The sequence below is a fragment of the Rhodococcus sp. 14C212 genome (genome assembly GCF_011058195.1).
GTDB classification, from domain to species: Bacteria; Actinomycetota; Actinomycetes; order Mycobacteriales; family Mycobacteriaceae; genus Rhodococcus; species Rhodococcus aetherivorans.
This window is the reverse complement of sequence record NZ_JAALEH010000037.1, coordinates 1-17140: the sequence shown is the minus strand read 5'-3', so window position 1 is coordinate 17140 and position 17140 is coordinate 1. Positions and strand designations below refer to the sequence as shown.

The 17140-nt window shown below is 68.3% G+C and carries 16 protein-coding genes; 12 read left to right on the top strand and 4 right to left on the bottom strand.

What is annotated here, in order from left to right; translation table 11 throughout:
- Positions 1–185 precede the first annotated feature (185 nt).
- From G6038_RS17070 to G6038_RS17025, 10 genes are all read left to right on the top strand, one after another.
- Positions 186–1007: a class II glutamine amidotransferase gene (locus tag G6038_RS17070; RefSeq protein WP_165039043.1), complete on the top strand. Its 822-nt coding sequence runs from the start codon at positions 186–188 to the stop codon at positions 1005–1007.
- Positions 1008–1366: 359 nt separating this feature from the next.
- Positions 1367–3205, top strand: coding sequence for a glycoside hydrolase family 15 protein (locus G6038_RS17065; RefSeq protein ID WP_165039004.1), 1839 nt, complete (start codon positions 1367–1369; stop codon positions 3203–3205).
- Positions 3202–4935, top strand: coding sequence for an FAD-dependent oxidoreductase (locus tag G6038_RS17060; protein WP_165039003.1), 1734 nt, complete (start codon positions 3202–3204; stop codon positions 4933–4935). The genes G6038_RS17065 and G6038_RS17060 overlap by 4 nt, the downstream gene beginning before the upstream one ends.
- A gap of 38 nt (positions 4936–4973) precedes the next feature.
- Positions 4974–5864, top strand: coding sequence for an SMP-30/gluconolactonase/LRE family protein (locus G6038_RS17055; protein ID WP_165039002.1), 891 nt, complete (start codon positions 4974–4976; stop codon positions 5862–5864).
- 36 nt (positions 5865–5900) lie between these two features.
- Positions 5901–7292: a glucose-6-phosphate dehydrogenase gene (locus G6038_RS17050; protein WP_165039001.1), complete on the top strand. Its 1392-nt coding sequence runs from the start codon at positions 5901–5903 to the stop codon at positions 7290–7292.
- 87 nt (positions 7293–7379) lie between these two features.
- Entirely contained in the window at positions 7380–7997 is a 618-nt protein-coding gene (locus G6038_RS17045; protein WP_165039000.1) for a hypothetical protein, read from the top strand.
- A 109-nt stretch (positions 7998–8106) separates the two neighbouring features.
- Positions 8107–8334, top strand: a complete 228-nt coding sequence (locus G6038_RS17040; RefSeq protein WP_165038999.1) for a hypothetical protein — start codon at positions 8107–8109, stop codon at positions 8332–8334.
- A gap of 72 nt (positions 8335–8406) precedes the next feature.
- Positions 8407–8868, top strand: coding sequence for a hypothetical protein (locus G6038_RS17035; protein WP_165038998.1), 462 nt, complete (start codon positions 8407–8409; stop codon positions 8866–8868).
- A gap of 140 nt (positions 8869–9008) precedes the next feature.
- Positions 9009–10487 carry a hypothetical protein gene (locus G6038_RS17030; protein WP_165039042.1) on the top strand — a complete coding sequence of 493 codons (1479 nt, stop codon included), beginning with the start codon at positions 9009–9011 and terminating at the stop codon, positions 10485–10487.
- Positions 10488–10492: 5 nt separating this feature from the next.
- Positions 10493–11842 (top strand): diacylglycerol kinase family protein, encoded by a 1350-nt coding sequence (locus tag G6038_RS17025; RefSeq protein ID WP_206024945.1) that lies wholly within the window; start codon positions 10493–10495, stop codon positions 11840–11842.
- Here G6038_RS17025 and G6038_RS17020 read toward each other — a convergent pair.
- From G6038_RS17020 to G6038_RS17010, 3 genes are all read right to left on the bottom strand, one after another.
- The gene (locus G6038_RS17020) at positions 11806–13464 is read right to left on the bottom strand and encodes an MFS transporter (RefSeq protein WP_165038996.1); all 1659 of its coding nucleotides are present in this window, start codon (positions 13462–13464) and stop codon (positions 11806–11808) included. The genes G6038_RS17025 and G6038_RS17020 overlap by 37 nt on opposite strands.
- Positions 13465–13482: 18 nt before the next feature.
- Positions 13483–14304, bottom strand: a complete 822-nt coding sequence (locus G6038_RS17015; protein WP_165039041.1) for a class II glutamine amidotransferase — start codon at positions 14302–14304, stop codon at positions 13483–13485.
- A 113-nt stretch (positions 14305–14417) separates the two neighbouring features.
- Positions 14418–15317, bottom strand: coding sequence for a slipin family protein (locus tag G6038_RS17010; protein ID WP_165038995.1), 900 nt, complete (start codon positions 15315–15317; stop codon positions 14418–14420).
- A gap of 207 nt (positions 15318–15524) precedes the next feature.
- On the opposite strand from G6038_RS17010, the gene G6038_RS17005 reads away from it, so the two are divergent.
- Together G6038_RS17005 and G6038_RS17000 are read left to right on the top strand one after the other, a co-directional pair.
- Positions 15525–15869, top strand: a complete 345-nt coding sequence (locus G6038_RS17005; RefSeq protein ID WP_165038994.1) for a glutaredoxin domain-containing protein — start codon at positions 15525–15527, stop codon at positions 15867–15869.
- 39 nt (positions 15870–15908) lie between these two features.
- Entirely contained in the window at positions 15909–16541 is a 633-nt protein-coding gene (locus G6038_RS17000) for a class I SAM-dependent methyltransferase (RefSeq protein ID WP_165038993.1), read from the top strand.
- 42 nt (positions 16542–16583) lie between these two features.
- Here G6038_RS17000 and G6038_RS16995 read toward each other — a convergent pair whose 3' ends face one another.
- Positions 16584–16886, bottom strand: a complete 303-nt coding sequence (locus tag G6038_RS16995; protein ID WP_165038992.1) for a metal-sensitive transcriptional regulator — start codon at positions 16884–16886, stop codon at positions 16584–16586.
- Positions 16887–17140 lie beyond the last annotated feature (254 nt).

Below are 17140 nucleotides of genomic sequence, written 5' to 3'. Positions count from 1 at the left end.
AGAATGACACCGCATCCGGCGCCTCCCCAGGGGATAAAGACCCTGAAACCCTGCTGTCCTCGACGCGCAGCTGTTCTCACTGTGCCGGGCGACCACGGATCCGATACGAACGAAGACCGAACTGTGGCCGTTCCGCAATGCGGTCGACGTCTCAGCGGTGTTCCAATGGTGGGATGTGCAGATGGATGGCGTATTCCGGCGATCCGGTCCTGGCCGAGGATCTACTGTTCCGCCCGGTGCACTCGCTGATCGACCAGAGCCTGCATTCCCGCCTCGGCGCCACCACCACCAACGGTGACGGTTTCGGCATCGGGTGGTACGGGCGAGGGCCGGAACCGGCGGTGTTCAAGAGCGTCGATCCGGCCTGGAACGACCGAAACCTTCGCGAACTCGCCGCCCAGGTGGAGACGCCGCTGCTGTTCGCACACGTGCGTGCCTCGACCGGGACGGGCGTCCAGCGCAGCAACTGCCATCCCTTCCGGCACGGGCGGTGGTTGTGGATGCACAACGGCGTCCTCAACGGGTTCCGGGAGATCAAGCGCGAGCTGGTGCTGGCCGTGGATCCGGCGCTGTATCCGGACATCGAGGGCTCGACCGATTCCGAGATGCTGTTCTACCTCGCGCTGACGTTCGGTCTCGAGGACGACCCGTTCGCTGCCGTCGGCCGGGCTGTCGGATACGTGGAGAAGGTCGCGCGCGCCCATGCGATCGAGCACCCCGTGCAGATGACCGTGGCGACGACGGACGGCGAGTCGATGTGGGTGTTCCGCTATTCCAGCGAAGGCAAGAGCCGATCGCTGTTCTATTCCACCAAGCTCGCCAAGCTCCTCGAGCTGCATCCCGAGGTCGAGGTGCTGCACCAGCTCGGCGCCGAGACCCGCTTCATCGTGTCCGAACCGCTACGCGATCTGTCGGGGGCATGGAACGAAATACCGGAGTCCTCCGCGGGCCTGGTCCGGCCCGGCGAGGACGAGATCCGGCCGTTCCGGCCGCTCGAACCGGTGTAGGTCCGGCGGAGCGGCATCGAGCTTCTTCGGCGTGCCCCGAAGTGACCGCGGTACATCCGGGGCAACGAACGGACCCGATCGCCGCAGGCCCCGGAGCCCCAGATGACCTTGTGCCCTACTCCGGCTCGTGTCCGGGTTGTTCACTCGATGGAGACCGCAGCGGAAACCGAGGGCTCCAGGTCGTCCTCCCTTCACTTCCGTCTACGCGATGTGAGTAGGCCGAAGGCGCCGGGGCTTCATGGGGCGCCGCCGAGATGCAGGGCCTCGGTCGTGCGACCGCGCCAGGCACGCGCACGAGGAACCGAGCGGAAGACCGCGTCACACGAACCGCTCGGGACGAGGGAGACAGGAGATCCGCAATGCGCATCGAGGACTACGGCCTCATCGGAGATCTACAGACCGCGGCGCTCGTCGGCCGCAACGGCGCGATCGAGTGGTTGTGCCTGCCCCGCTTCGACTCTGCGTCCTGCTTCGCCGCCCTGCTCGGCGACGAGCGGCACGGCCGTTGGAGCCTCGCCCCGGCCGGCACCGCGCACGCAGGTGCCCGCCGCTACCGCCCCGGGACGCTGGTGCTCGAAACCGAATTCGAGACCGCCGAGGGTGCGGTGCGCGTGATCGACTTCATGCCCCGGCGCGGTGACGGTCCTCCCCAGCTGATGCGGATAGTCGAAGGGCTGCGCGGCCGGGTGCAGATGCAGATGGAACTGCTGATTCGACCCGACTACGGTTCTGTCGCCCCGTGGGTGGAACCGGCTCCGGACGGAATCCGCGCCACCGCAGGTCCGGACACGTTCCGCCTCAGTACGCCGGTGCCCCTGCATATCAGCGACGCAGCAGTTCGTGCCGACTTCGTCGTCACCGAAGGTCAGCGGGAACGGTTCACGTTGTGCTGGCACCTGTCGTTCGAAGATGCTCCGCCGGTCGAGGACGCCGATTCGGCGCTGGCTCGCACCCAGGCGTGGTGGCAGGAATGGAGCGGGCGCTGCACGTACTCGGGCCCGTACCGGGATCAGGTGCTGACCTCGCTGATCGCCCTCAAGGCCATGACCTCCGAAACCACGGGCGGGGTGGTCGCCGCGCCGACCACATCCCTGCCCGAGGACGTCGGCGGAGTGCGCAACTGGGACTACCGCTACTGCTGGCTGCGTGACTCCGTGCTGGCCCTCGAAGCGCTGCTCGCCGCCGGGTACACGGACGAGGCACTCGCATTTCGCGATTTCCTCACCCTCGTCGGTACCGGCGATCCGACGAAGATCCAGATCATGTACGGGATCAGTGGCGAGCGGCGGCTGACCGAGTTCGAACTCGGGGACTTTCCCGGATACGAAGGCTCGGCGCCGGTCCGGGTCGGCAATGCCGCATCCGAACAGTTCCAGCTCGACGTCTACGGCGAGGTCGTCGGTGTGCTGTTCCTGGGTGCCGAGATCCTCGGCAGGGTCGAACGCCGGCTGTGGCCGCGCTGGCGCACCCTGATCGAGCACGTGGAGTCGATTTGGCGCGAACCCGATGACGGGATCTGGGAAACTCGCGGGCCACGCCGGCACTTCACCCAGTCCAAAGTCATGGCCTGGGTGGTGTTCGACCGCGCCGTGCGGCTGGTCGAACGATTCGATCTCGAAGCGCCACTGGAACGTTGGCGAGCGGTGCGCGACGAGATCCACCGGGAGATCTGCGAGCGCGGATTCGACCCGGAACGCGGGACCTTCACCCAGTACTACGGATCCGGCGAACTCGACGCCAGTGTGCTCCTCATCCCGATCGTCGGCTTCCTGCCGGGCACGGACGAACGGGTCACCGGGACCATCGACGCCGTCACGCGCGAACTCGGCCGCGACGGTTTCGTCTCGCGCTACTCGACGGCTCAGACCGACGACGGCCTGCCCGGCGACGAGGGCCAGTTCCTGGCGTGCTCCTTCTGGCTCGTCAACGCACTGGCGGCAAACGGACGCATCGGCGAGGCGCGTGCGTTGTTCGAGCGGCTCATCGCCCTGTCCAACGACCTGGGCCTGTTGGCCGAGGAGTACGACGTCGGCCGGAAGCGACAGGTCGGCAACTTTCCCCAGGCCTTCAGTCACCTGACGCTCGTCGGCGCGGCGTTCGCGATCGCGGCGGCAGAAGCCGGCACGCAACGAGTCACAGACAACCAGCGCACCGGTGCGTCCACCGGGACCGAGCGGGAATCGAAGGGAACGAGATGAAGACTGTGATTGTGGGAGGCGTCGCGGCCGGAGCTTCGACGGCGGCGCGCCTGCGACGATTGGACGAGTCGGCCGAGATCGTCGTTCTCGAGCGCGACCAGTACGTCTCGTTCGCGAACTGCGGACTGCCTTACCACATCGGCGGCGAGATTCCGGACCGGAACAGCCTGCTGCTGCAGACGCCCGAAAGCCTGGCGGCGAGCCTCGCGCTGGACGTGCGGATCGGGCAGGAGGTTGTCCGGATCGATCGCGACGCGAAGGAAGTCGAGGTCCGGGACCACGTGCAGGACCGGACGTACCGGGAGGCGTACGACAAGCTGGTGTTGTGTCCCGGGGCGGTCCCGCTCCGTCCGCCCATCCCCGGTGCCGACGACCCACGGGTGGACGTGCTACGCAATATTCCGGATATGGACCGCATCATCGCGCGGCTCGATGAGGACACCTCGAGCGCCGTCGTCGTCGGCGGCAGCTACATCGGCCTCGAGCTCACCGAGGCCTTCAGATCGCGTGGTCTGCGGACCGTCGTGGTCGAACGCAGCGAGCGGCTGATGCCCTGGCTCGACCCCGAGATGACACGAATCCTGGACTACCACGTCCGCACCCACGATGTGGACCTGCGCCTGGGAACCTCCGCGAATTCGGTCCGCGAGGCGCCGAGCGGCAAGCTGGCACTCGACCTGTCCGACGGCACCACCGTCGAGGCCGACGTCGTCGTCATGGCCGCCGGAGTACGCGCGAACGTGGATCTGGCCCGCGAGGCCGGCATCGAGATCGGCCCTCGCGGAGGCATCGTCGTAGACGCACACATGCGTACCTCGGCCCCCGACATCCTCGCCGCGGGTGACGCTGTGGAGACCCCGAATTTCCTGACCGGTGAGCCGGTGCTGTCGATGTTGGCCAGCCCGGCCAACCGGCAGGGCCGGATCGCCGCCGACACCATCGCAGGCCGCGACAGCGGATACCGCGGCACCCAGGGCACTGCCGTGGTCAAGGTCTTCGACATGACCGCCGGTGGAACCGGGTTGACCGAGACGGAACTGCGCGCCGCCGGCATCGACTACCGCAAGGTATACGACCACCACAACGGCCATGCGGCGTACTATCCCGGGACCGCGCCGCTGTTTCTCAAGGTGCTGTTCGCCCCTGCCGACGGCAAACTGCTCGGTGCGCAGGTGCTCGGCTGGGACGGTGTCGACAAGCGCATCGATGTCCTCGCGGTGGCGCTTCGGGCCGGGATGACGGTGTACGACCTCGAGCATCTCGAGCTTGCCTACGCCCCGCCGTACGGTTCCGCGAAGGATCCGGTCAACATGGTCGGCTTCCTGGGTGCGAACCTGCTGCGCGGCGACATCGACCTCTGGTATCCGGAGGACTACCCGGACTGCGCCGATCGGGTGACCATCCTCGACACCCGCACGCAGGCCGAGTACGACGCGTGGCACATCCCCGGCGCGATCCTCGTGCCCTACACGGAACTGCGCCGGCGACTCGACGAGGTGCCCCGGGACAAGCCCGTCTACACCTACTGCCGATCGGGATTCCGCAGCTACATCGCCTACTGTGTGCTCAAGCAGAACGGCTGGGACGACGTGGCCTTTCTCGCGGGCGGGATGATGACCTACCACGGCTACCACCGGACGCCGCTCGAGGTAGGGAAGGGCGGCATGCCGGTGGTGGCACATGCCGAGGGTGACATGGCCCGGCGCGCCGGTGCACTCGAACATGTCTGACGACTCGATCGGCCGGGGGCGAATCGCAGGGCTGCGGCATGGGTGACACGTCGGTCGAGGTGGCGTCGAGCATCCGGGCCCAGCACGCCGAGGGCCCGACCTGGGATGCGGCGAGCGGCCGGCTGTGGTGGGTCGACATCACCGGAGAGCGGGTGCACTGTCTGGACCCGTCGTCGGGTGGTGACAGCGCGTGGAGCACGCCCGGCCAACCGGGCGGCGTAGTGCTCGATGCGTCGGGGGAACCGCTCGTCGCGAGTCCCGAGGGCCTGGCACTCCTCGACCGTCGGACAGGCTCGCTGCAACTGCGTGTTCCCATCGAGCAGGACAGACCCGAGAACCGGGCGAACGACGTCAAGATCGACGGCCGGAGCCGAGCCTGGGTCGGCACGATGGCTTTCGACAAACGTCCACGGAACGCGTCGTTGTACCGGGTGGACGGCGACACGGTGACGCGCGTCGTCGACGGCCTCACGATCTCCAACGGCCCGGCCTTCGACGACTCCCGGGAACGTCTCTATCTGGCCGACACGGCCCTCGGCATCGTGGACGTGTTCGATCTGGACTCCGTCACCGGTGTCCTCACCGGCCGTCGCCGCTTCGTCGAGTTCGGCGACACAGGGTTCTGGCCGGACGGTATGAGCGTCGACGACGACGGCATGCTGTGGATCGCGCTGGGACGAGCCGGGGCCGTCCACCGCTATCGCGCCGACGGCACGCTCGACGGTGTGGTGGAACTTCCTACGTCCAATCCCACCTCGATCGCCTTCGGAGGTGCCGACGGAGGAGATCTCTACATCACGACCTCCTGGTTCGATCTCCCCGAAGCCGAGCGCGCGGCGCAACCCGAGGCCGGGGCGATCCTCCGCTGCCGTCCAGGCGTGACGGGGCCTCCCTCCCCACGGTATTCGGGCGCCCGGCCGTCGCCGTAGCCCGCCCTCCACCCCGACCCGAGAAAGGGTGACACGATGATCGAACGCATCGTTCTGTTCGGAGCCTCCGGCGATCTGACCAGTCGCCTGGTGATGCCGGCGGTCGCACAGCTCGCCGAGGCCGAACTGCTACCGCCGCAGCTCACCATTGTGGGTTCGGCGAACACGGACTGGTCGACCGAGCAGTTCCGCGAACACATCGCCGAGGGCCTCGATGCACACTCGACCGCGAAGCCGGCGGCGAAGGACGCCGTCGTGCGGATGCTCGGGTACGAGCCGGCCGACGTGACCCGGGCAGAGGACGTGTGCCGTGTGCTTGGTGACGACGGGCCGGACACCCTCGTCTATCTGGCGCTTCCGCCGAGTCTGCTCCGTGGGGTGCTGACGGCGCTCGCCGCGGCGAAACTGCGCCGATCCGATGCGGTGGCCGTCGAGAAGCCCTTCGGCACCGACTTGGAGTCGGCCCGCGAACTCAACGATCTCCTGCGGGTCCAGCTTCCCGAGCCGACGATCTTCCGCGTCGATCACTTCCTGTCCAACGAACTCGTCCGCCGGATCCTGGTGCTCCGGTTCCTCAACCGGGTCTTCGAGCCCACCTGGAACGCCGTGCACGTGGAGCGGGTGGACATCAGCTGGCTCGAGAGCCTGACCCTCGAAGGCCGGGCGGGGTACTACGACGGCGCCGGCGCCATGAAGGACATGGTGCAGAACCATCTGATGGAGGTCATGGCGCTGGTGCTCATGGAACAGCCTGCCCGGATCGACCCGCACTCCTTCCGCGGAGTGCGGGTCGAGGCGCTGCGGGCAGTGGCCACGCCGTCCGCGGAGACGCTGTGCAGTGATTCGGTCCGTGCCCGGTACACCGCCGGCACCATCGGGACCCGGCAGGTTCCCTCCTATGTGGACGAACCAGGAGTCGATCCCACCCGCAACACCGAGACGTATGCGTCCTTGACCCTGGGGGTGAACAATCCTCGATGGGCCGGAGTGCCGTTCACCCTGCGGTCGGGCAAGGCTCTGGCCGCAGACACCGCCGAGATCGCGATTCACTACCGGGCAATGCCGAAATACCTGCTCGACCTGTGGCCGGGTGTCGAGCCGAATGTGCTCAGGCTCGGCCTCACCGAACCGTACGTGCGGCTGTCCACAAACCTCAACGGCCCGGACGATCGGGCCGCACACCAGGAGCTCGAGTTGATGGAGCCGGCATCGGGCCGGACTCCGTACGCCAATCTGCTCCTCGGGATGCTCCACAACAACCCGACGTTGTTCATTCGGGGCGACGAGGCCGAGGAAGCCTGGCGGATCGTCGATCCGGTGATGAAGGCGTGGGCGGCCGACGACGTGCCCATGCAGGAGTACGCAGCGGGAACCGAACCCCCGGGCCCGTCGGCCCGAGGCGGTCGGCCGGGCGACCCTCGTTCCTGATCGCCCGAACGAGCGATGACCTTGTGCCCTACGCCACAGGCTGTCGTCGGCGGAACACTGTAGTCACGTAACTGCAGGAGTTTCGAGATGAACGCAGAGCAGCCCCTGGTCCTCCGGTTGTGGCGCCGCGCTCCGTGGAGCGGCAACCCGCTGATGCGACGATCCGAGCGATTCGAATCCGCACTCGTTCTGGTCGTCGCGATGTTCGTGCTTGCCCTGGTACCTCTTGCCGCTGCGTACGGAACGGCGACCTACGCCCGGGTCGGCCAGTTGGCGCTGGAGGAACGGCTGGAACGCCACGAAGTGACAGCGCTCATTCTCGAGGAACCGACTCCGACGGACGCCGGTTCGATGACGGACACTGCGACCCGGGGTCCGGGGGACCTGGACCGAGCGACCGCGCGGTGGACGACCGGACCCGGCGAAACGCGCACGGGGAAGGTGGAGACGCCCTTCGGCGCGAAGCCGGGCGAGACGATCGACATCTGGATCGACTCGACCGGTGATCCCGTCGCCGCGCCCAGGACGGGCTCGGACGGTGTCGTGGCCGGTGTCAGTGCCGCGCTCACGGTGTGGGGGGTCGGCTCCGGCATCGCCCTGCTGCTCCTCTACGGAGTTCATCGCGTCGGCGTGCGGCGGAGGATGTCGGCGCTGGATCGCGAATGGAACGATGCCGGAAGGAGCCCGGGATGGACGTTGGGTTGACCGCCCTCGCCTCTACAGGCCGGCCGGACGCGCACACCCGGGTGCTGTTCGGCCCGGAGAGGGTTCCGCTATCCGGTTGCCGGAAACGACGCCACGCAGGGGGACCGAGATGAGCGACTGGGCTTGCCGATTGGTGTGGTCGACGGAATCCGGTGACAGTCCGGCTCAACTGCATGTGGTGCTCCGGGACGATCTCACGGACGCGGAGGTGCTCGCCCGTGTCCTCGGCCTGGTTCACGAGTTCTATGGTCCCGGCGTGCAGGTCGACGACCTGAAGCCCGAGTCGTGGGCGCAGACCCGATCCGCGTCCCGGATCCGCGGTTCACCCGGCGGATGAGGGAATGAAGCGATAGGGCAGGACATTTCACCACAGTTTCACCGAACCACATCTCAGGGAAGGGGACGGGTCGTGTCCGAGGATATGCGTGTCGGTCAGGGCAGTGTCAGCCACAACAGCGTGGGCCGGAACAGTGCCGGCGAGGGGAGCGTCAAGCAGGGGATCGCGGCGGGTACTTCGATCGGTGCCGCCGTCATTCTCATCACCGTGGGAATCCTGCAACTGCTGCAGGGGATCGCGGCGGTGGCGGAGGACGAACTGTTCGTGGTGGGACAGGAATACACCTTCAAGTTCGATTTCACCGCCTGGGGCTGGGTCCACATCGTCGCGGGTGCCGTCATGATCCTGGTGGGCATCGCTCTCATCACCGGAGCCACCTGGGCGCGAGTCGCGGCGATCGTCATCGCGGCCCTGTCGATCCTGCTCAACTTCATGTGGTTGCCGTACTACCCGTGGTGGTCGATTCTGGTCATCGCTCTCGACGTGGTGGTCATCTGGGCGGTATCGACCTGGAATCCACGGCTGGACTACTAGGTTCGACCGGAGGCCGGTCCGGCGTGTTCGGTCGGACCGGCCGCCGATCGGCGCGATGTGAAGGGGCGGGTCGTCTCGTGCCTCCAGGGCACGCTTCGTCTGTGCGCCGTGCCTCTGTGACCGAGTGGAAAGAGAAGACGATGGACAGCGACCTGACGCGCAGCGGCACGGGGACCGCTCCGCTCGACACCACCGAGCGCGCCGAACTGGAGCGATTACGGTCAGAGGTGGCCGCGCTGCGCGCGCAGACGGCCGCCGCGCCCGAGGCACCGCCGCCGCCGCCTCCCGTGTCGCGCCCGCCGCGGCACGCGCTGCGCTGGACCGCGGTGGCGATCCTGACCGTGCTGGTCGCCCTGCTGGCGATCACGTCGGTGACGGCGCGATTCGTGCGCAGTGAAGTCCTCGACACGGATCGGTACGTCGCCACCGTGGCACCGCTGGGTTCCGATCCCGCGATCCAGACCGAGATCGCGGGTACGGTCACCGACGAGATCTTCACGCGCGTGGACGTCGAAGGGCTGACCGCCGACGCGCTGACGGCCCTCACCGATGCGGTTCCGGCGACCGCGGATGCGCCGCGGGTGGACCGGGCGGTCGAGGGATTGGCGCCGGTGATCGCCGGTCAGGCGCGCAACTTCGTGTACGACACGGTGCTGTCTCTGGTGCAGACCGACCAGTTCGAGGATCTGTGGATCCAGGCCAACCGCGCCGCACATACCGCGTTGGTGGCGGTGGTCACCGGTAATGTCGGTCCGTCGTCGGTGACGGTGGACGAGAGCGGCACGGTCAGCATCTCCCTCGGCACCATCATCGACAACGTTCAGGCTCGTCTGCTGGAGCGAGGATTCACCTTCGCCGAGAAGATCCCGGACATCGACAAGCAGTTCGTGCTCTTCCAGTCGCCGGAGCTGGTCAAGGCACAACGGGCGGTCAACGCACTGGACACGGCCTCGGACGTGCTGCCGTGGCTGACAATCGCCGCCGCCGTGGCCGCGGTGGCCGTGGCTCCGCCCGGCCGTCGCCGTCGTGCCCTCGCGTTCGTCGGCGCGGCACTGCTCGTGGGGATGCTGATCCTCGCGATCGCGCTCATCGTCGTCCGAGCGCTCTATCTCGACAATATTCCCCCGGACGCACTGTCCCCGGACGCCGCCACGGCGATTGTCGACACCGTGCTGGTGCCGCTGCGGAACGCGCTGCGGGCGGTGGCGGTTCTGGGCCTGGTGATCGCGGTCGGGGCGTATCTGACCGGGGGATCGGCCTCCGCAGCAGCCGTCCGCCGTGGGTTCGGACGAGGCATGGACGCGGTGCAGCGGGCCCGCAAGACGCGGCCACCGAACCAGGTGGAAGCCGGCGCGTACCGGGCTCGGACCGCACTGCGGCTCGCCATCATCGGGATCGCCGCGCTGATGTTGATGTTCTGGCGGTATCCGACCGGTCTCGTGGTCGTGTGGGTCGTTCTCGGTGCTCTGCTGGCCCTGCTCGCGCTCGAGGTGCTGATCCGGCCGGCCCGAGCCTGGGAGCAGCCCGTGGAGGACGCGGCGTCGGCACCACCGACGGGCGGGCCCCCGGCGGACGACCAACCGACGGAGAAACTCCCGGGCTCGAAGACGGGGACGTGAGTCCGATGGGCGCCGTTCCCGGCGACGAGGTGCCGCCCTCGCGCACGTGGTGGGCTCGGGCGGCGTTCGTCGCCGTCTTCTGCGCCGCCGCCGTTCCGGTGATCGGCGCGGGCCTGCGCGGAGCCGTCGCACTCCTGGTGGTGAGCGTGGCGATGGTGGTGGTGACGTTCGCGGCCGCGTACTGGTTCCTCGCGAGCCGGGGACTGCTGCGGGTGCTGTCTCTGACCGTGGTCGTGCTCGCACCGCTCGCTCTGCTCGTGCTGTTCGTACGAGAGCGCCTGCTCTGGGTTGTGCTGGTGCAGACGGCGCTGGTGCTGCTCGCCCTGGTGTGTGCGAGGGCGGCACTGCGACGCGACGCAGAGCAGGGGATGCCCGAATATCCCGTCGGACCGGTCCGCCGGCCCTTCCTCGTGATGAATCCCCGGTCCGGCGGCGGCAAGGTCGTGAAGTTCGATCTGCAACGCAAGGCCGAGGAACTCGGTGCCGAGGTGGCCCTGCTCGCCGGACCGGTTCCCGTCGATGTCGAGGTCCTGGCCCGGCAGGCGGTGGAGCGTGGCGCCGACCTGCTCGGTGTCGCCGGAGGCGACGGGACACAGGCCCTGGTGGCGGCGATCGCGGCCGAGCACGGTCTGCCGTTCCTGGTGATCAGCGCCGGTACGCGGAACCACTTCGCCCTGGACCTGGGACTGGATCGGGAGGACCCGGCCGCAGGCCTGGATGCGCTGCGTGACGGTGTGGAACTGCGCGTCGATCTCGGCAGGATCGGGGGACGGGTGTTCGTCAACAACGCCTCGTTCGGTGTCTACGCCGACGTGGTGCAGAGCCCGGAGTACCGGGATGACAAGGCCGGGACGGCGCTTCGGATGATGCCCGACCTGCTCGCCCGCGACAGCGCCACCCGGCTGCGTGCCCGCATCGACGGGGACACGCCGGTGGAGGGCGCGCAGGCCGTCCTGGTGAGCAACGGCCCGTACGCGACCGACGACCTCGCGGGGATGGGACGCCGGCCACGTCTGGATCGCGGGGTGCTCGGAGTGGTGGCGATCTCGGTGGCGGGCGCCGGGCAGGCAGTCGGCCTGCTGCGCCGTACTCACAGCCGCGGGCTGGTTCAGCGCGTGGCCACCGAGGTGGTCGTCGACGCGGAGGCGCCGGAGATACCGGTGGGCGTGGACGGGGAAGCGTTGATGTTGCCCACGCCGGTGCGATGCACGATCGAGCCGCAGGCGCTGCGGGTGCGGGTGCCCCGGCACCGTCCGGGAACCCTGGTCTCGGCACCCACCTGGGACTGGGTGCGGCTCCGGGACCTGGCCTGGCGGCCTCAGCGCTCGTCGTCGGTCTCGTCGGGCCTGCGCTGACCCTCGCCGGTCCGTGCGCCCACCGGCAGGCGCGGTAGCGATCCGGTGCCGAACAGTGCGGCGACGGTGATCAGTGCCGTGACGGCGAAGGCCACCTGCAGGGCCTCGAGCCGTGCGTCCGAGTTGACCTCGACGATCGCATCCGCGGTGGCCTCATCCACCCCCGCCTCGTCCAGGGCACCCTCCAGCTGGGTGTCGGACAGGAACGGCACCCCGGCAGCCATGTCGGTGGTGGCCTGCTGTTGCACCGATTCCGGCACGGCCGGGTTGTTCTCGATGCCGGCGATGACGGAGGTGGTCAGGGTGGCGATCAGGATGGACCCGATCAGGGCGGTCCCCAGTGACGCGCCGAGATTGGTCGCCGTGTTCTGCAGACCGCCGACCTCGGCGCTCTGCGAGTCCGGCACCGCGGACACCGTGACCGCACCGAGCTGCGAGGCCAGCGCACCCAGTCCGAGACCCATCAGCAGCATCGGGATCGACACGACCGCCGCATTTGCGCCGGGATCCATCCCGCCCACGAGGATGAGGATGCCGACGGCCATGGTCCCGAGGCCGATCCGGACGATGCGCCGGGGATTCGCCTGGGGTCGCAGCTTGGGGATACCGACGGCCGCCAGGACCAGAGCGATCGACAGCGGGAGGATCCGCACACCCGTCTCGAGCGCACTGAGTTCGAGGACCACCGACAGGAACAGGGGGACGGAGAAGAACACCCCGGCCTGAATGAGGAATTGGGCGAAGAACATGCCCAGCCCGCCGGAGAGCTGGCTGTTCTTCAGCAGCGCGGGGTCGACCAGTGGTTCGCCGCCCGTCTTCGCCAGGTACGTCTCCCGGCGAAGGAACAGGTAGAGCACGAGGAGTCCGCCCAGCAGCAACCAGATGACGGGGGACAGTCCCAGGATCGCCGGTCCGCCGGGTTTGGTCTGGATCCAGCCCCATTCGCTCGAGCGCAGCACGCCGTAGACGAACATTCCCAGGCCGACGATCGACAGGAGCGAGCCGACGAGGTCGAGCCGGATCCGCTGCGGTGGAATGTCCTCCACGCGACGCAGCGCGAGCAGGATCAGGACGACGATGACGACCTCGCCGAAGAAGACGTAGCGCCAGGACGCGAAGGTGGTCACCGCCCCACCGAGCAACGGCCCCACCGCGACTGCCGCGGCACCCGCCGCGGCCACCAATCCGTAGGCGGCGGGGCGGCGTTCGGTGGGGAAGTTCGCCGCGACCAGGGAAACGATCGCGGGCATGATCAGGGCGGCGCCGATGCCCTCGAGCAGGGACCAGCCGATGAGGAGGACGGTGAGATTCGGCGCGATACCGGTGACGAACGAGCCGGTGCCGTAGATGATCAGGCCGAGGCCGAACGCGCGGCGCCGCCCGAGGATGGTGCCGATCTTGCCGCCGGTGATCATCAAGGTGGCCATCACCAGGGTGTAGAGGGTGATAGCGGTCTGGATACCGGTGATGGTGGTGCCCACGTCCTCGGCCACGGTCGCCATCGACACGTTCATCACGGAGCTGTCGAGCGTCATCAGGAACTGCCCCGACGCCAGCACCGCGAGCACCAGTGCGGAACCCGAGGCCACCGCGGGCCCCTTCGGGGAACTGTCGAGACTCATGGCATCGACCTCTCGGGGTTACACCGGTTCGAGCGGCCGGAACGGCCGGATGTCGTTGCCGGCGGGGCCGACCACGGCGGCGGAGGACTCGGGCATCTCGTTCCACGCGCCCGGCAGATCGCGGAGCGGTTCGGACACGACGAACCGGGTGTCGATGCCCAGGCGATGGAACATCTCCACCTCGGGGTGCAGCTCGCGGAGCTTGGCGACCTCGGTGGAATAGAACAGCGACCGGGTCCGGCCCTCGCTGGAGTAGCGGAACACCCAGATGGTGTCGCCGGCCGTGGTGGCCACGGTCATCTGCACGGGATCGTCGATCCCGCGGTCGCGGGCGACCTTCTCGACCATCCCGACCGCACGGCCGACCGCGGTGAACGGATCGTCCCGCAGACCGAACGTGAGTGCGAGGAAGAACAGCACCTCGGAGTCCGTGGTACCTGCGATGTCCGGGTACAGCGACGGATCCACGGCCATCATCAGTTCCCGTTTGATCTCCCGGAAGCCGAGGATCTCGCCGTTGTGCATCCACAGCCATTCCTCGTGCCGGAACGGGTGGCAGTTGCTGCGCTGCACCTGCGTGCCGGTCGAGGCCCGCACGTGCGCGAACAGCAGCGGGGTGCGGATCTGCCCGGCGATCTCCCGCAGGTTGTGATTGTTCCACGCCGGATCGATGCTCTTGAACATCGCGGGTTCGGAACCTATTCCGTACCAGCCGATTCCGAATCCGTCACCGTTGGTGGTGGTGGCTCCGAGGTGGGAGTGCAAGCTCTGGTCGATGAGTGAATGCTCGGGCTTGAACAGCAGATCCTCCACGAGGATCGGCTCGCCCGAGTAGGCCATCCATCTGCACACCCGACCATTGAAGCACCCGTGTGTCGCCCCCGGGCCGGAAAGAGGGCAGCGGCTGCGACCGGTGACGATCACCGATCCGCCGTCGAGTCCCGTCCCGGCCGTTACCCTCCTCGCGCCGGCACGGGGGGTGCCGCAGCGACGGGTGCCGCCGCGGTGGGTGCCGACGTGCCGTTGCCGACGAGGCCGGAGGTGGGCGCCACCGGTGTGCGCTGGGCGGCCGCTGCCGCTGCCGCGGTGGCTTCGTGTTCGAGGAATGTCTTCAGTTCGCCGATGGCACTCATCATCGGGGCCGGGAACACGACGGTGGTGTTCTTCTCGACCCCCAGCTCCACCAGGGTCTGCAGGTTGCGCAATTGCAGGGCCAGGGGGTGGGCCATCATCGTGTCGGAGGCGTCTCCGAGCGCGGCGGCCGCCATCGACTCACCTTCCGCCGCGATGATCTTGGCGCGCTTCTCCCGCTCGGCCTCGGCCTGACGGGCCATGGCACGTTTCATGCTGTCGGGAAGCTGGATGTCCTTCAGTTCCACCAGGGTCACCTCCACGCCCCATTCGAGGGTGGACACGTCGAGGAATTCTCGGATGTGGACGTTGATGACGTCGGTCTCCGACAGTGCCTCGTCGAGGGTGTGCCGGCCGACCACCCTGCGCAGCGTGGTCTGGGCGATCTGATCGATCGCAGCGGCGACGTTCTCGATCGCGACGACCGATTTCACGGCGTCGATGACACGGAAATAGGCGACTGCGGAGATGTCCACGCTGACGTTGTCGCGCGTGATGATCCCCTGGGACTGGATCGGCATCGTGACGATCCGCATCGACACCTTCGTGAGACGGTCGACGATCGGGATGATCAGATGAAGGCCGGGTTCCTTCACCCCGATCAGCCGACCGAACCGGAAGAGCACGCCCTTCTCGTACTGGGTGACGACGTGCACCGACTGCGACAACACGAACATCACCACGACGAGGAGCACGCCGGCGAGGATGATCCAGGCGGTCACGACGTTCCTCCCATCCCGCAGCAGGTCGCGGTTGTGTTCACGGTGCGCTCGTGGACCGCAGCCGGGAAGGGTCGAAAGTCACCGCCGGGACGGATCGACGAGTTCGAGACCTTCCGCGCCGCGTCCTACGAGACCGTGCGCAACGCCCGAGAAAAACATACCCCCTCGGGTATATTGGTCGGGACGTGCTGTGAGAGGAGCGACGAGATGACATCGGCGGACTTCGTCGACGGGATCGAAGTGCTGTGGCGACCCGGGTGCCCGTTCTGTTCGCGGCTGCGCCGGGCCCTGCGCCGGCGCGGCATCGACACCCGCGAGATCGACATCTGGCAGGACCCCGCGGCCGCGGGGCGGGTCCGTGCGGTCACCGGCGGCGACGAGACCGTGCCGACCGTCTTCGTGGGAGGGGTCGCCCTGGTCAATCCCGGGGTGCGCGAGATCGAGGCCGCGATCGAGCGGGAACTCCCCGAGCGGGCCGGCGAACTGCTCCCGCCGCCGGTGTCTCGTCCCCGGAAGCTGTTGTCCCGAATCGGCTTCCCGCTCCGCGACTGACGCGCCCGACCACCCGTACCGACGACCGAAGGAGTCGCAGTGCCGGAAAACCAACTCGACGAAGAACTCTGGGACGAGCGCTACCGTTCCCGTCCCGCGCTCTGGAGCGGTGAGCCGAACCGTCATCTCGTGGGGGAGGCGGCCGAACTCGAGCCCGGCCGCGCCCTCGACGTCGGCTGCGGCGAGGGCGCGGACGCCATCTGGCTCGCGCGGCGCGGCTGGCGGGTCGACGGGGTGGACGTGTCCGGCGTCGCCCTGCAACGCGCCGCCGAGCACGCGGATCGGGCCGGCGCCGAGATCGCCGGGCGCATCACGTGGCTGCACGAGAACCTCACCGCGTGGGATCCGGGCCGGGGGCGGTACGACCTGGTCTCCGCGCAGTACATGCACCTGCCGCAACCGGAACGCGACGTCCTCTTCCGTGGGCTCGCGGAGGCGGTCGCTCCCGGCGGCACCCTCCTGGTCGTCGGGCATCACCCCTCCGACCTGCAGACCACCGTGCCGCGCCCGCCGCGGCCCGAGCTGTTCTTCACGGGAGGAGACGTCGTGGCGTTGCTCGATCCCGACGGCTGGGACGTCGTCACCGATGCCGCCGTCGCGCGGTCGGTCACCGACCCGGACGGACGCGCCGTCACCGTGCACGACACGGTGGTCCGGGCCCGACGGCGCTGATCGCGCCACCACGTCGCGCACGTCGTCGTCGGGCGGTCTCTCTCAGGCCAGCGCGAGGAAGAGGCGCTCGAGCTGTTCCTCGGTGAGCCGGTCCGGGCACGTGTCGTCCCCCTCGTCGAGCATGCACCGACGAAGCTGGGCGGCAACGATCTTGAACCCGGCGCGGTCGAGCGCCCGGGAGACGGCGGCGAGCTGGGTCACCACGTCCCGGCACTCGCGGCCGGACTCGAGCATGGCGATGACGCCGGCGAGCTGCCCCTGCGCGCGGCGCAGCCGGTGCAGCACCTGGGTATCGGCTTCGGGGGTGACGGCGGTCCTGGGGGCGGGGTCGACGGGAGTGTTCATCGTTGTGCTTCCTGCGGTAGGGGCGAGGTTCGCGGAGATACCCCACGGGGTACTTGACATACCCTAGGGGGTATGTGGCAGGGTTGTCCATATCGAGGACGAAATCGACTCATACGGAGGAACCACGATGATTCTCGAGCAGTACTACATCGAGTGCCTGTCGCACGCGTCGTACCTGATCGGTGACGAGAGCACCGGCCGGGCGGTGGTGGTCGATCCGCGCCGCGATGTCACCGAGTACCTCGACGACGCCG